14 protein-coding genes and 1 tRNA gene are annotated in these 12,687 nt (G+C 67.0%); 7 read left to right on the top strand and 8 right to left on the bottom strand.

The annotated features are described in order from the left end of the window. Window positions 1-24: 24 nt before the first annotated feature. Complete coding sequence (locus ACZ5V4_RS07715; protein ID WP_464317598.1) at window positions 25-1,146, bottom strand: hypothetical protein; 1,122 nt, start codon at window positions 1,144-1,146, stop codon at window positions 25-27. Window positions 1,147-1,497: 351 nt separating this feature from the next. Here ACZ5V4_RS07715 and ACZ5V4_RS07710 point away from each other — a divergent pair, with 351 nt between their 5' ends. The 7 genes from ACZ5V4_RS07710 to ACZ5V4_RS07680 all read left to right on the top strand — a co-directional run bounded on the left by ACZ5V4_RS07710 (window position 1,498) and on the right by ACZ5V4_RS07680 (window position 5,676). After that, window positions 1,498-1,833 carry an AtpZ/AtpI family protein gene (locus ACZ5V4_RS07710; protein ID WP_464317597.1) on the top strand — a complete coding sequence of 112 codons (336 nt, stop codon included), beginning with the start codon at window positions 1,498-1,500 and terminating at the stop codon, window positions 1,831-1,833. After that, on the top strand, window positions 1,826-2,245 hold the full coding sequence (locus ACZ5V4_RS07705) for an ATP synthase subunit I (RefSeq protein WP_464317596.1): 420 nt from the start codon (window positions 1,826-1,828) through the stop codon (window positions 2,243-2,245). Before ACZ5V4_RS07710 ends, ACZ5V4_RS07705 begins: the two co-directional genes overlap by 8 nt. Window positions 2,246-2,249: 4 nt before the next feature. Continuing rightward, window positions 2,250-2,936, top strand: a complete 687-nt coding sequence (gene atpB / locus ACZ5V4_RS07700) for a F0F1 ATP synthase subunit A (RefSeq protein ID WP_464317595.1) — start codon at window positions 2,250-2,252, stop codon at window positions 2,934-2,936. Window positions 2,937-2,990: 54 nt separating this feature from the next. Next, window positions 2,991-3,311, top strand: coding sequence for an ATP synthase F0 subunit C (atpE, locus tag ACZ5V4_RS07695; protein ID WP_464317594.1), 321 nt, complete (start codon window positions 2,991-2,993; stop codon window positions 3,309-3,311). Window positions 3,312-3,399: 88 nt separating this feature from the next. Beyond that, on the top strand, window positions 3,400-4,044 hold the full coding sequence (locus tag ACZ5V4_RS07690) for a redox-sensing transcriptional repressor Rex (RefSeq protein ID WP_464317593.1): 645 nt from the start codon (window positions 3,400-3,402) through the stop codon (window positions 4,042-4,044). Between the two features lie 100 nt (window positions 4,045-4,144). Next, window positions 4,145-4,942, top strand: coding sequence for an SAM hydrolase/SAM-dependent halogenase family protein (locus tag ACZ5V4_RS07685; protein WP_464317592.1), 798 nt, complete (start codon window positions 4,145-4,147; stop codon window positions 4,940-4,942). Next, window positions 4,939-5,676 (top strand): adenosylcobinamide-GDP ribazoletransferase, encoded by a 738-nt coding sequence (locus ACZ5V4_RS07680; RefSeq protein WP_464317591.1) that lies wholly within the window; start codon window positions 4,939-4,941, stop codon window positions 5,674-5,676. Before ACZ5V4_RS07685 ends, ACZ5V4_RS07680 begins: the two co-directional genes overlap by 4 nt. Before the next feature lie 117 nt (window positions 5,677-5,793). On the opposite strand, the gene pheT is transcribed toward ACZ5V4_RS07680, so the two are convergent. The 7 genes from pheT to ACZ5V4_RS07645 form a co-directional block, all read right to left on the bottom strand. Beyond that, on the bottom strand, window positions 5,794-8,196 hold the full coding sequence (pheT, locus tag ACZ5V4_RS07675; RefSeq protein WP_464317590.1) for a phenylalanine--tRNA ligase subunit beta: 2,403 nt from the start codon (window positions 8,194-8,196) through the stop codon (window positions 5,794-5,796). Window positions 8,197-8,262: 66 nt separating this feature from the next. After that, window positions 8,263-9,312, bottom strand: a complete 1,050-nt coding sequence (gene pheS, locus ACZ5V4_RS07670) for a phenylalanine--tRNA ligase subunit alpha (protein ID WP_464317589.1) — start codon at window positions 9,310-9,312, stop codon at window positions 8,263-8,265. Next, entirely contained in the window at window positions 9,309-9,665 is a 357-nt protein-coding gene (gene rplT, locus ACZ5V4_RS07665) for a 50S ribosomal protein L20 (protein WP_464317588.1), read from the bottom strand. Before rplT ends, pheS begins: the two co-directional genes overlap by 4 nt. Before the next feature lie 94 nt (window positions 9,666-9,759). Then, window positions 9,760-9,957, bottom strand: coding sequence for a 50S ribosomal protein L35 (gene rpmI / locus ACZ5V4_RS07660; protein ID WP_464317587.1), 198 nt, complete (start codon window positions 9,955-9,957; stop codon window positions 9,760-9,762). A gap of 82 nt (window positions 9,958-10,039) precedes the next feature. After that, the gene (gene infC, locus ACZ5V4_RS07655; protein ID WP_464317818.1) at window positions 10,040-10,573 is read right to left on the bottom strand and encodes a translation initiation factor IF-3; all 534 of its coding nucleotides are present in this window, start codon (window positions 10,571-10,573) and stop codon (window positions 10,040-10,042) included. After that, a complete protein-coding gene (gene thrS / locus ACZ5V4_RS07650) occupies window positions 10,557-12,494 on the bottom strand; it encodes a threonine--tRNA ligase (RefSeq protein WP_464317586.1) in 1,938 nt (645 codons plus the stop codon). The genes infC and thrS overlap by 17 nt, the downstream gene beginning before the upstream one ends. Window positions 12,495-12,552: 58 nt before the next feature. After that, window positions 12,553-12,627 (bottom strand) — tRNA-Val (locus ACZ5V4_RS07645). Window positions 12,628-12,687 lie beyond the last annotated feature (60 nt).

Raw genomic sequence — 12,687 nt, 5'->3', positions numbered from 1 at the left:
TTTGGAATGAAAAGCTGCCGCACCCTAATTGCCGCCCACGGGCAGGGTCAAGACCGGCGTGGCCTTGGGAGGGTCGGCGGACTGGAGCGCGAAGAGGTTGAGCATGAGCTGGAGGACCTCCTTGGAGCGGGTGTCCTCGCGCCTGACGGAGTACCACCAGCCGTCGTGCTGCACGGACACGTAGGCCCCGGAGGGCCGCTCGCGGGAGGAGCGGACGTCCATGACGTCGGCGGCCTGGGGGCGCAGGTCGAAGGCGGCCCTCTTCGAGACCAGCTCCCGGGGGGCGTCGATCCCGGCGGCCAGGAGCTCCATGGCCCGCAGGCAGTTGCGCAGGCGCAGCTGCATGAGCGTGAGCCCGCCCTGGCCGTCCTCCTGGGCGGCCAGCTCGTGCTCCTTCACGGGCACGAGGCGCAGCCGCGCAACGTTGTGGCCGTGGCGGGTGGGCTGGGGGCGGATGTCCGTGCCGGTGAGCTCGGAGACGCGCGCGGCCTCGCGGTCGTCCTTGAAGCGCATGGTCATCACGGTGAGGTTGGGCTTGTCCTTGCCCGGGGACACGGTGACGATGTCCAGGCGGCCCTGGTCGTCCATCTCCGCGATGATCCGCGTCAGTTCCAGGAAGTCGGCGTGCTCCTTGGGGAAGAAGCCGGTGCGCGCGTCGTAGGTGTGGTCGAGCTCGCCGATGCGGCTGACCAGCACGCGCATGAGGTATTCGATGTCCCAGCCCGCCCGGTAGAGCACGACGAAGCGCTCGAAGTCGAGCTCCGCCAGGAACTGCTGGGCGTAGGTCTGGCCCTGGTAGGGCGTGTAGGTCACGGTGGGCGAGTCCGAGAACTGGGCCGTGACGCCCGGCGCGTAGGAGTAGTAGATCGAGCGCAGGAAGTCCCGCTGGTCCGGGAACGTGCCCGTGGCGGTGCCGGAGATGTTGTAGTTGAAGCTGGAGGCGATGGAGCCCACCTGGAGGAAGAGGGGCTGCTCGAAATACTTCATGCGCACCAGGTTCAGGAGCATCTCCTCGTTGGAGGAGCGCTGCACCGCGACGTTGTAGTCCATGCGCGTGGCCGGCAGCCTGGCGGGGCCGAGGGAGCAGCCGGAGGCCAGCGCCGCCAGCAGGGCCAGCGACAGGGCGGAGAAAAAGGATGTTTTCATGGAGATCCCGGAGGGCGGCGTTCCGGGGGTAATAGCCGCGAAGCCCGGGCTGGGCAAGCGGCGCCGTGGCCCCTCGCCGGGGGATTTCCTTTTCGGCCGGGACGGAGTAGGAGTGCGCCTGGACAGCGGCCCGGCTTGGGCGAGAAAAAAGATCGTACAAATATGCACAAGCCGGGAAAGCCAGCGACGGCGCGGTGTTCCAGGCTGACGCCGGGCCGGGAAGTCCTTAAAAATCCTTACGGTAGGCACATGGCGCGTTGACGGAAAGGTTGCGCGTGTGCTAGGCCAGCCGCACTTGTGAAGCAAAGCACGAGTGCCGCGGCTGACGGGCGAAAAGCCTGGGAGGTGCGGGTGTTCTTTAAGAACCGGGACAAAGGGACCTGGGACGGCATCGAGAAGGCCGCCACCATGGGCACGAACTTCGTGGCCCACACCGTGGTCGGCCTGGTGATCGGATACTACTGCGACAAGTGGTTCCACACCCAGCCGTGGGGCCTGATCTTCTGGCTGCTCATGGGCATCGTCGCGGGATTCCGCGCCATGTACCGGGACGCCATGAAGATGAGCAGGACCCAGTCCCTGAACACGACCCAGGCCGGCAAGGCCGGGGAGGAAAGCCGGGAGGGCGCGAAAGCCGGGGACGGCGGCAAGCCGGGCGAGGGCAAGGAGGGCAAGACCGATGCGTGAGCGTCTGGACCCCATCCTGATCCGCCTGGGCTTCCATCACCCCGACGGACGCGTGCTCGTGCGCGACCAGATAGTGATGGCCGTGGTCACGAGCATGGCCGCCCTGTCGCTCTCGGAGCTTTCCGACTGGGGCTTGGCCTACAGCTGCGGCGCGCTTCTGATCACGCTCAACTTCTGGTGGATCGTGAAGTTCGCCCAGGGGCTGCTCCTCAGTCCGGCCGGCATGGTCGGGGGAGCGTTCTTCCGGTTCTATCTGCGCCTGGGGGTGACTGCCGCCGGGCTGTACGCGATGATCGTGGCGGCCGAATGGCCGGTGTGGGCGATTCTGGCCGGCATGTCCACGGTGATGGTGACGATTTTGGTGTGGGGGGCCCTCAAGAGGGCCGGGTCTAACAGCGCGAAGGAGGCCTAGGAACATGGCTGGCGGGTTGGAACATCCGGTATTGTTTTTGGAGTTGGCGGCCAAAGGGGCGGGGCTTCACATCCCCAACGAGGTTCTTTTCTCCTGGCTGGCCATTGCCGTGCTGGTGACCCTCGGGCTCATGACATCCGCGAGCCTGAAGATGGTCCCCTCGGGCCTGCAGAACTTCTTCGAGTTCGTCATCGGGGGGCTTGAGAACTTCATAGTGGAAACCATGGGCGAGGACGGCCGCAAGGTCACCCCGATCCTCGTGGCCATCTTCCTCTACATCCTGACCTGCAACTTCATGGGCCTGGTGCCCGGGTTCGACTCGGCCACCAACAGCGTGAACCACAACGCAGCCATGGCCCTGTTCGTCTTCATCTACTACAACTACTGGGGCATCAGGAACTGGGGCCCCGGCTACGTGAAGCACTTCATGGGCCCCATGCCGGCCCTGGCCCCCATGATGCTCATCCTCGAGATCATGAGCCACTTGGCCAGGCCGCTGTCGCTCACCCTGCGTCTGTTCGGCAACATCCGCGGCGAGGAACTGGTCCTTATTCTTCTGTTCATGCTGGCGCCCATCGCCTCCACGTTCCCGATCTACTTCCTCTTCGCGCTGGCCGACTTCATCCAGGCCTTCGTGTTCTTCATGCTCTCGCTGGTCTACCTGAAGGGAGCCTTCGAACACGCCCACTAAACCGGGGGAAATGGTCATTTGACCAAACAACATACCACAATGAGGAGATTCTCCATGCGTAAGACTCTGTTCACCGTCCTGAACACCATCGCCTTCCTTGGCCTGGCCTCCCTCGCTTTCGCCGCCGAGGGCGGTTCCAGCGTCAACGCCATGGCCGCCTGGGGCTCCGCCGTGGGCATGGGCCTGGCCGCTCTGGGCTGCGGCATCGGTCAGGGCATCGGCGTGAAGGGCGCTTGCGAAGGCATGGCCCGCAACCCCGAGATCGGCGGCAAGCTGACCACCACCCTGATCCTGGGCCTGGCCTTCATCGAGTCCCTGGCCATTTACGCCCTGGTCGTCTGCCTGATCCTCATGTTCGTGAAGCCCCTCGCCTAAGCACGAAGCGTACACCGGGAGGCCCAGCCGGGCCTCCCGGATTTTTTTTCACCCGGGCAGCCACTGCCCTCACCACGCGAAGATCCACATGCCCTTGAAAAGCGAGCACATACCCCGCGCCACTATTCAAAGGCTGGCCCTGTACGTGCAGGTCCTCGAGACCTTCCGCCGCGAAGGCTCCGAAGTCCTCTCCTCCGAAGTGCTGGCCAAGGCCTGCAACGTGAACCCTTCCCAGATCCGCAAGGACCTCGCCTACTTCGGCGAGTTCGGCGTGCGCGGGGTGGGCTACTACGTGCAGGACCTGATCACCTCCATCAAGCAGGCCCTGGGCGTTGACCGCGTCTGGAAGGCCGCGCTGGTGGGCGTGGGCAACCTGGGCAAGGCGCTCCTGCGCCACCAGGACTTCCCGCGCAGGGGCTTCCACATCGTGGGCGCGTTCGACTGCGACCCCTTCAAGATCGGTGAGGAAGTCTCGGGCCTGGAAGTCATCTGCTCGCGCCGCTTGAAGGAGAAGGTCGAGGAGCTGGGCATCGAGATCGGGCTCATCACCACCCCGCCCGAGCGCGCCCAGCGCGCCGCCAACTACCTAGTGGACGCGGGCGTGCGCGGCATCATCACCTACGCGCCCGCGCGCATCAACGTGCCCGACAACGTCTACGTCGAGTACGTCGACTTCTTCCACCACCTCTACGCCGTGGCCTTCAACCTGACCCTGGACAACGAGAGCCGCTGACGGCATCCTCCCCGCACACGGGGAGGCAGGCGCACCCGCGCCAGGTCCGGCCGCCGGCCCGGCCCCAGGCCCGCCCCGCAAGCCGCGCGCGTGAGGGAACATGGGAAGCCCCGCCGTCCTGCTCACCGACTTCGGCCTCGAAGACCCCTACGTGGGCCAGATGAAAGGCGTCCTCGCCGCGCTCGCGCCCGGAGCCCGGGTCATCGACCTTTGCCACGGCGTGCGCCCCTTCGACGTTCTCCAGGCATCCTTCTTCCTCGACTCCAGCCGCGCGCATTTCGCCCCGGGCAGCGTGTTCGTCTGCGTGGTGGACCCGGGCGTGGGAGGGGAGCGGCGCCTGGTGCTGCTCGAGAAGTTCCGGCAGATTTTCCTGGCCCCGGACAACGGGCTCCTCTCGCTCGTCCTGGCCCAGGACGGGCCGTGCCGGACGCGCGACGTGACACCGGCCGGACGGTTGGCGAGCACAGGCACATTCCACGGCCGCGACATCCTTGCGCCCCTGGCCGCCAGGCTCCTCACGGGTGACGAACCCGAAGACCTCGGGGCGGAAGTGAATCCGGAAAGCCTCACCCGCCTGCCCGGGGCCGCGCCCGAACGGGATGGCCCGACGCTCCGGGCTGTGGTCCTGCATGTGGACCGCTTCGGCAACTGCATCCTGAACCTGGACACCGCGCGCTTCGGCCCGTCCGTATTCGCGTCCGGGGGCTGCGCCATGGCCTCGCCGGAGCGGATGCCCGTCATGCCAGCTACGACCTACGAAAAGCTCGCCCAGGGGCAACTGGGGCTCATCGCGGGCAGCCAGGGCTACCTTGAGCTGGCCATGGACCGGGCTTCGGCGGCAGACGCCCTGGGGCTCGCCCCAGGCGACGCGGTGTCGCTTGTCCTGGAGGGACGGTGAGGCCCGCCATGTTCGACGGCTTCTTCGCCGCGCTCTCCTTCCTCACCCGCCTGGGGCCGCCGCGCATCGTGCCGGCAGACGTGTTCCCGAGAACCTTGCCGTGGTTTCCGTTGGTGGGCCTCGTGGTCGGCGCGTTGGCGGTGCTTCCGTGCGCGCTGGGGCTCTTCGGGGAGTACCCGCAGCTTCAGGGCTGGGTGATCGTCGGGGCGTCGCTCTGGCTCACGCGCGGACTGCACGCCGACGGGCTGGCCGACATCGCCGACGCCTGGGGCAGCGGCGCCGCCGGGGAGCGCTTCTGGGCCATACTGAAAGACAGCCGGGCCGGGCCGTTCGGCGTGCTCGGGCTCGTCATGGGCCTGGGCGGGCAGGTGCTGGCCTTCGGCCTGCTGGCCGGGCAGGGACGCCTTGGCGCCGCGTGCTGGTGCTTTGCCCTGGGCAGGCTCGCCGGGCTGGCAGCGCTCGCCGTATGCCGTGAGCGGGCCAGGCCCGGCCTGAGCGCGCTTTTTGCGCCCGGGGCCACCCGGGGCGCGCTCGCGCTGGCCGCGTGCGTCACGGCCGTTGCCGGGCTCGTGCTGGACTCGCCCTTTGGGATGTTGAAGGGCGCGCTGGCCGCCGCAGTGGCCGTGTGGCTGCTGGCCCGCCTGAGCGCGAAGAAAAAAGGCTTCAACGGGGATTTCATGGGCGCGGCCATCGTGCTGGGCGAGCTTGCCGGAGCGCTCGGAGCGTTGGCGTAGGAACAGGAGCGGGGCGCTGCCCCGGACCCCGGCGGCGGCTTCGCGGGCTTCACCCAAAATGAAAGCGCTGGGAGCAGGCTTGCCTGCTCCCAGCGCTTTTTGACGTATGGGGAAGTCCTACGCGTCCTGGAAGCGTACCGGCAAGGCCTGGGCCAGGGCGTCGCGCACGGCCTTCTGGGCCTTGTCCACGTCCTTGTCGGTCAGGGTGCGCTCAGGGTGGCGGTAGACCATGCGGAAGGTCGCGTTCTTCTCGGCCGCGCCTTCTGGCTCGTAGATATCCTGCACGGACACGTCCTCGAAGATCTTGCCCTTCTGCTCGCGCACGAAGGCCAGCACCTCGGCCACCGAGAGCGTGGCGGGCATGACCAGGGTCATGTCGCGCCAGGAGGGCGGGAACTTGGGCAGGCCCTTGAACTTCACGGAGCGCTTGGAGTGCAGGTTCATGAGGGCCTCGGCGTCGAGTTCCGCCACCCAGAGGGCGAAGCGGGCCTCGAAGCTGTCGGCCACGTCGGGCAGCACGCGCCCGAGAACGCCCAGGGGCTTGCCCGCGAGCGTGACCTCCACGCAGGGTGAGAGCCAGGGATGGTCCTTGCGGACGGCGAAGGCCGCCTCGGGCAGCCCAAGGCTGGCGAGCAGGTGCTCAACCAGGCCCTTGATGTCGGAGTAGTCGGCCTTCTCCTCGGGCCAGGGAAACGAGCCGAAGCGCGCGCCGTGCAGGGCGACGCAGAGGCGGTGGCGCTCGCGCACCGTGGTCTCGCTGGCCGGGTCGGCGCTGAAGACCTTGGCCACCTCGAAGAGCTTGAGCGACACGTTGCCCTGGTTCAGGTTGTGGCGCACGGCCTTGAAGAGCCCGGGGGCCAGCTCGGTGCGCATCACGTTCTGGTCCTCGGAGAGCGGATTGGCCACGGGCACGCGGCCCTCCCCGGGCAGGCCCAGGAGGTCCAGCTCATGCTGGCCCACGAAGGAGTAGCTGACCACCTCGCGCAGTCCCGCGCCGCAGGCCCAGGCCTTGAGGCGGCGCAGGAAGGGCACCTCCGCACCAAGCTTGTCGGGCACTTCCAGGGACTTGAGCATCTTGGGCATGGCCGCCGGGATGCGGTCCATGCCGTGCACGCGGGCCACCTCCTCGATGAGGTCCACCTCGCGCTCCAGGTCGAGCCTGGCCGGGGGCGGGGTGACGGTCCAGGAGTCGGCGGCCTTCTGGGCCACGTCGCAGCCCAGGCCCTGGAGGGTCTTGCGGCAGAACTCGCCGGTGAGCTCGATGCCCAGAAGCGCGTTGGCGCGCGAGGGTCTGAAGTCCACGGGCGAGGGCTTCCAGGGCTTGGGCTCGGCCTCGGCAAAGCCCGGCAGCACGCGCCCGCCCGAGACCATGGCCATGAGCGCGGCGGCGCGGTTCATGGCGAAGAGCGACCCGGGCTGGTCGATGCCGCGCTCGTAGCGGTAGGAGGATTCGCTGGAGAGCCCGAGGCGGCGCGCGGTCTTGCGGATGGTGGGCGGGTTGAACACTGCGCACTCCAGCAGCACTTCGCTGGTGCGCGCGGAGACCTCGGTGTTCTCGCCGCCCATGACGCCGGCCAGGGCCACGGGCTTGGCCGAGTCCTTGATCAGCAGGTCGCGTCCGGTGAGCACGCGTTCCTGGCCGTCCAGGGTGGTGAATTTCTGGCCCTCGGCCGCGCGGCTCACCTCGATGAAGTCCCCGGCCAGCAGGGCCTTGTCGAAGGCGTGCAGGGGCTGGCCGAGTTCCAGCATGACGTAGTTGGTCACGTCCACGATGTTGTTCACCGGGCGCTGGCCCATGGCCGTGAGGCGGTAACGCATCCAGGCCGGGCTGGGGCCGATCTCGACGCCCTTGATGATGCGCGCGCGGTACACGGGGCAGAACTCGGGCTCGGGGATGCGGATGGACACGAGCGAGGAGGCCTCGGGGCCCGATTCGCTGACCTGCACTTTGGGCATGGTCAGGGGCAGGCCGAAGGCCAGGGCGGCCTCGCGCGCAAGGCCGAGGATGGACAGGCAGTCCGCCCGGTTGGGCGTGATGCCGATCTCCAGGACCACGTCGTCCAGGTTCAGGGCCTGGGCGAGCGTTGCGCCCACCGCGGGCGAGCCGTCAAGGGCCAGGATGCCCTCGGACTTCTCGGCAAGGCCCAGCTCGGACTCGGAGCAGATCATGCCGAAGGACTCGACGCCGCGAATCTTGCTTTTCTTGATGGTCAGCCCGCCGGGAAGGACCGTGCCGATCCTGGCCACGGGCACGAACTGCCCGGCGGCCACGTTGGGCGCGCCGCAGACGATGCTCAGGGGGGCCTCGCCGCCCACGTCCACGGTGCAGACCGAGAGCTTGTCGGCGTCGGGGTGGCTTTCGCGCGTGAGCACGCGCCCCACCACCACGTCGGCGCAGGCAGCGAAGGGCCGGGTGATCCCCTCGACCTCGAGGCCGAGCATGGTCAGCCTGTCGGCCAGGTTCTCGATGGAGCCCTCGAAGGGCACGAATTCGCGCAGCCAGTTGAGAGACAGGAGCATGGAAGTGCCTCCGGAGTCCGGAGCGCATGGCCCGCCGGGCTCCTCAAGATGGGCTGTCGCCCGATTCTAAGCGAACTGGGCCAGGAAGCGGACGTCGTTCTCGAAAAAGAGCCGCAGGTCCCCGACACCGTACTTGAGCATGGTCACGCGCTCGACGCCCATGCCGAAGGCGAAGCCGGAATGGACCTCGGGGTCGATGTCCACGGCCGCGAGCACGTTGGGGTCGATCATGCCGCAGCCTAGGATCTCCACCCAGCCGGTGGACTTGCAAACGCGGCAGGTCTCGCCCTTCACGTGGCCCTTGCCCTCGCACATCACGCAGGAGATATCCACTTCGGCGCTGGGCTCGGTGAAGGGGAAGAAGCTCGGGCGGAAACGCACCAGGGTTTCGGGGCCGAAGATGCGGTGCACGAAGAAGGTGAGCGTGCCGCGCAGGTCGGCCATGGTCACGCCCTTGTCCACGAGGAAGCCCTCGATCTGATGGAACATGGGGGAGTGGGTCAGGTCCGAGTCGCGGCGGTAGACCTTGCCGGGCGCGATGGCGGCCACGGGGGGCTTGCGCGAGAGCAGGGTGCGCACCTGCAGGGGCGAGGTGTGCGTGCGCAGGAGCACGTTGTCGCCGATGTACAGGGTGTCCTGCATGTCCCGGGCGGGGTGCTCGGGCGGGAAGTTCAGGGCCTCGAAGTTGTAGAAGTCGGTCTCGATCTCGGGGCCGGTGACCACCTCGAAACCCATGCCGGAAAACGCCTGGCAGATCTCCTCGGTGACGATGGAGAGCGGGTGCAGCCCTCCCACGGAGGGGGTGCGGCCGGGCAGCGCCGGGTCGAACCCGGCGAGCATGGCCTCCTCCTGGGCGCGCTTCAGGGCTTCCAGGCGCAGGGTGTGGCGGGCAGTGAGCTCCTCCTTGACGGAGTTGGCGGCCTGCCCAGCCTGGCGCTTGCCCTCTGCGTCCAGGCCCGGAAGCCTGGACATGATCTGGGCGAGCCTGCCCTTGCGCCCGAGAAAGGCCACGCGCAGGTCCTCCAGGGCCTCGAAAGAGGCCGCCTGGCCGAGGGCGTTTGTCGCTTCCCCGGCCAGGGCGGTCAATTCCTCGATCAAAGCCTCGGCAGGGTTCACGCGGAGACCTTGGCCTTGGCCATCTCGACCAGCTTGGCGAAGTCGGCCTTCTGGGTCACGGCCATGTCGGCCAGGACCTTGCGGTCGAGGTCGATGCCGGCCAGGGTCAGGCCGTGCATGAAGTTGCCATAGCTCATGCCGTTCTCGCGGGCGCCGGCGTTGATGCGCATGATCCACAGCTTGCGGAACTCGCGCTTCTTGGTCTTGCGGTCGCGATAGGCGTAGGCCATGGCGCGTTCGACGTTCTCACGGGCGGTCTCGTAGAGCACCGAACGGGCGCCGACGAAGCCCTTGGCCAGCTTCAGATACTTTTTGTGCCGCTTGTGGGCGGCCTGTCCGCGTTTGACACGCATGGGATGTCCTCCTGGTGTGAGGCGCAAGCCCCTGGCGGCCGCTTACAAGGCGGCCGCCAGGGGGCGCTTCAGAAAACTGTGGTCTGGCCCGGGCCTAGGCGTAGGGCAGCAGGCGGCGCACGGCGCCTTCGTTGGCCGAATCCACGATGGCGGAAGACGACAGGGCGCGTTTGCGCTTGGCGCTCTTCTTGGTCAGGATGTGGCGCTTGTTCTGGCGGCGGCGGCGGAACTTGCCGGTGCCGGTGGTCTCGAAGCGCTTGGCCGCGCTCTTGTTGGTCTTGATCTTGGGCATGTCGTCCTCCTGAAAATGCAACCCGTCCCGGGATTCCCGGAACGGGCCGCGGGCCTTGGCCCGCATGAAAAAGTGCTCGGCGCTACGGCTTCTTCAGCTTGAGCGAGGGGGCGAGCATCATGTTCATGATGCGTCCCTCGAACCTCGGCTCCTGTTCCACCTTCACGAGGTCTCCCAGGTCCGTGACGATGCGGGCGAGGATGTTCGCCCCACGGTCCTTGTGGACGACTTCGCGCCCGCGGAAGAACACCGAGACCTTGCAACGGTCGCCCTCCTCGAGGAAGCGGCGAATGTGCTTGAGCTTGGTCTGGTAGTCATGCTCGTCGGTCTTGGGCCGGACCTTGATTTCCTTGACGAGGATGACCGTGGCCTTCTTCCGGGCTTCCTGCTGTTTTTTCTGCTGCTGATACTTGAACTTGCCGTAGTCCATGATCCGGCAGACAGGGGGATCCGCGGCGGCGGCCACCTCGACCAGGTCCAGGCCCTTTTCCTGGGCCAGGCGCAGGGCCTCGCTGGTGGGCAGGATGCCCAATTGCGAGCCGTCGTCGGCGATCACCCGCACTTCGCGGGCGCGGATCTGCTGATTGCAGCGGGCGGTGTCACTGGCAGAAGATATAGCGCATTCCTCCTCGTTTGAACGGGGCCTGGCAGTCGTCCAGGATCATCTGGACCACCTCGTCCACTCCCTTGGGTCCCATGTTCTCGCCAGAGCGTAGGCGCACATTCACGCCGCCCTGTTCGAGCTCCTGATCCCCTATGACGAGCATGTAGGGGACCTTCTCCATTTGCGCCTCGCGGACCTTGTACCCGAGCTTCTCGTTGCGGGTGTCGGCCTCGGCGCGGATGCCTGCTTCGCGCAGGCGCTCAAGAACGAAATTCGCGTGCACGTCGTGCGCGTCCGTGACGGTGAGGATGCGTGCCTGCACCGGGGCGAGCCACGTGGGAAAGGCTCCGGCGGTGTGCTCGATGAGCACGCCCAGGAACCGCTCCACGGCGCCCAAGACGACGCGGTGCAACATCACAGGCCGGTGGCGCTCCCCATCCGTTCCCGTGTAGGACAGGTCGAAGCGTTCCGGCAAGGTGAAATCGCACTGTATTGTGGCGCACTGCCAACGGCGGTCTAAGGCATCCTTGAGTTTGATGTCAATCTTGGGGCCGTAGAAAGCTCCGTCGCCCTCGTTCACCGTGAAGGGCATCCCGATGGCCTCCATGGCCTTGACCAGCGAGGTCGTGGCCAGTTCCCAGGCCTCGTCGGAGCCGATGGACTTCTCGGGCCGGGTGGAGAGCTGGGCCTCGAACTCGAAGCCGAAGATGTCCACCACGTCCTTGACGAAGTTGATGATTCCGATGATCTCGTCCTGCAGCTGGTCCGGGCGGCAGATGATGTGCGCGTCGTCCTGGGTGAACTGGCGCACGCGCAGAAGCCCGTGCAGCACGCCGGATTTTTCGTGGCGGTGCACCACGCCCAGCTCGAAATAGCGCTGGGGCAGGTCGCGGTAGGAGCGCAGCCGCGACTTGTAGATGAGCATGTGCGACAGGCAGTTCATGGGCTTGATGCCGTAGGCCTGCTCGTCGATCTCGGTGAAATACATGTTCTCGCGGTAGTTCTCGTAGTGCCCCGAGCGCTCCCAGAGGTCGCGCTTGAGGATCTGCGGGCCCTGCACGATGGAGTAGCCCCGGCGCAGGTGCTCCTTGCGCTCGAAGTCCTCCAGGATGGTGCGCACCAGCGCCCCCTTGGGGTGCCAGATCACCATGCCCGCGCCGGCCTCCTCGGAGAAGCTGAACAGGTCCAGCTGGGTGCCCAGGCGGCGGTGGTCGCGCTTCTTGGCTTCCTCCAGGCGGTGCAGGTAGGCCTTGAGCTCCTTGGGGTCGGCGAAGGCCGCGCCGTAGATGCGCGAGAGCATGGGGCGCTTCTCGTCGCCGCGCCAGTAGGCCCCGGCCACGTGGGTCAGCTTGAAGGCCTTGAGGAAGCCTGTGCTCGGCACGTGCGGGCCGCGGCAGAGGTCGGTGAAGGCCCCCTGCGTGTACAGCGAGACGGTGTCGGCCGGGATGTCCGCCAGCACCTCCAGCTTGTACTCCTCGCCCATGTCCTTGAAGACCTTCTCGGCCTCGGGCTTGGAGACCACGCGGCAGGCGAACGGCAGGTTGGCGGCCGCGATCTTCTCCATCTCCGCCTGGATGGCCTCCAGGTCGTCGGGGGTGAAGGGGCGCTCGAAGGCGAAATCGTAGTAGAAGCCGTTCTCGATGGCCGGGCCGATGGTCACCTGGGCCGTGGGGAAGAGCTTCTTCACGGCCTCGGCCAGCACGTGGGCGGCGGAGTGGCGGATGACGTCCACTCCCTCGGGAGTGTCGGGAGTGAGGGGAGTGAGCTCCGCGCAGCTCTCGGGAAGAGGGGCGTAAAGATCCAGCAGCGCCTCGCCGCAGCGGGCGACAACTGTGTTCTTGTAGGCCTTGCCGGAGAGGGCCTTGGCGAGCACTTCCCCCACGGGCTGGCCGGCCTGGGCCTCGACCGTCTGATCACCGACGCGTACGTTCACGGGTCGCTCCCTCGCACGTCAAAAAAAGGGAGGCTGGGCCTCCCTTTGGGGTCTAAGGTGGTAGGACCGAGGAGATTTGAACTCCTGACCCCTTGCGTGTCAAGCAAGTGCTCTCCCCCTGAGCTACGGTCCTACGCCGTCAAAAGGAAGATGGCTTTTATGCCGGGATCGCGGGGGTGTCAAGCGCTAATCG

It is taken from the genome of Fundidesulfovibrio sp. YSD1 (assembly GCF_055397115.1).
Note: the sequence above shows the minus strand (reverse complement) of the source record. Positions and strands in the feature narration are given on the sequence as shown.

Bases quoted from the DNA above. Each gene is read 5' to 3' on its own strand.
- ACZ5V4_RS07715 (WP_464317598.1), bottom strand. From the start codon at position 1,146: ATGAAAACATCCTTTTTCTCCGCCCTGTCGCTGGCCCTGCTGGCGGCG.
- ACZ5V4_RS07705 (WP_464317596.1), top strand. From the start codon at position 1,826: ATGCGTGAGCGTCTGGACCCCATCCTGATCCGCCTGGGCTTCCATCAC.
- atpB (WP_464317595.1), top strand. From the start codon at position 2,250: ATGGCTGGCGGGTTGGAACATCCGGTATTGTTTTTGGAGTTGGCGGCC.
- atpE (WP_464317594.1), top strand. From the start codon at position 2,991: ATGCGTAAGACTCTGTTCACCGTCCTGAACACCATCGCCTTCCTTGGC.
- ACZ5V4_RS07690 (WP_464317593.1), top strand. From the start codon at position 3,400: ATGCCCTTGAAAAGCGAGCACATACCCCGCGCCACTATTCAAAGGCTG.
- ACZ5V4_RS07685 (WP_464317592.1), top strand. From the start codon at position 4,145: ATGGGAAGCCCCGCCGTCCTGCTCACCGACTTCGGCCTCGAAGACCCC.
- pheT (WP_464317590.1), bottom strand. From the start codon at position 8,196: ATGCTCCTGTCTCTCAACTGGCTGCGCGAATTCGTGCCCTTCGAGGGC.
- rplT (WP_464317588.1), bottom strand. From the start codon at position 9,665: ATGCGTGTCAAACGCGGACAGGCCGCCCACAAGCGGCACAAAAAGTAT.
- rpmI (WP_464317587.1), bottom strand. From the start codon at position 9,957: ATGCCCAAGATCAAGACCAACAAGAGCGCGGCCAAGCGCTTCGAGACC.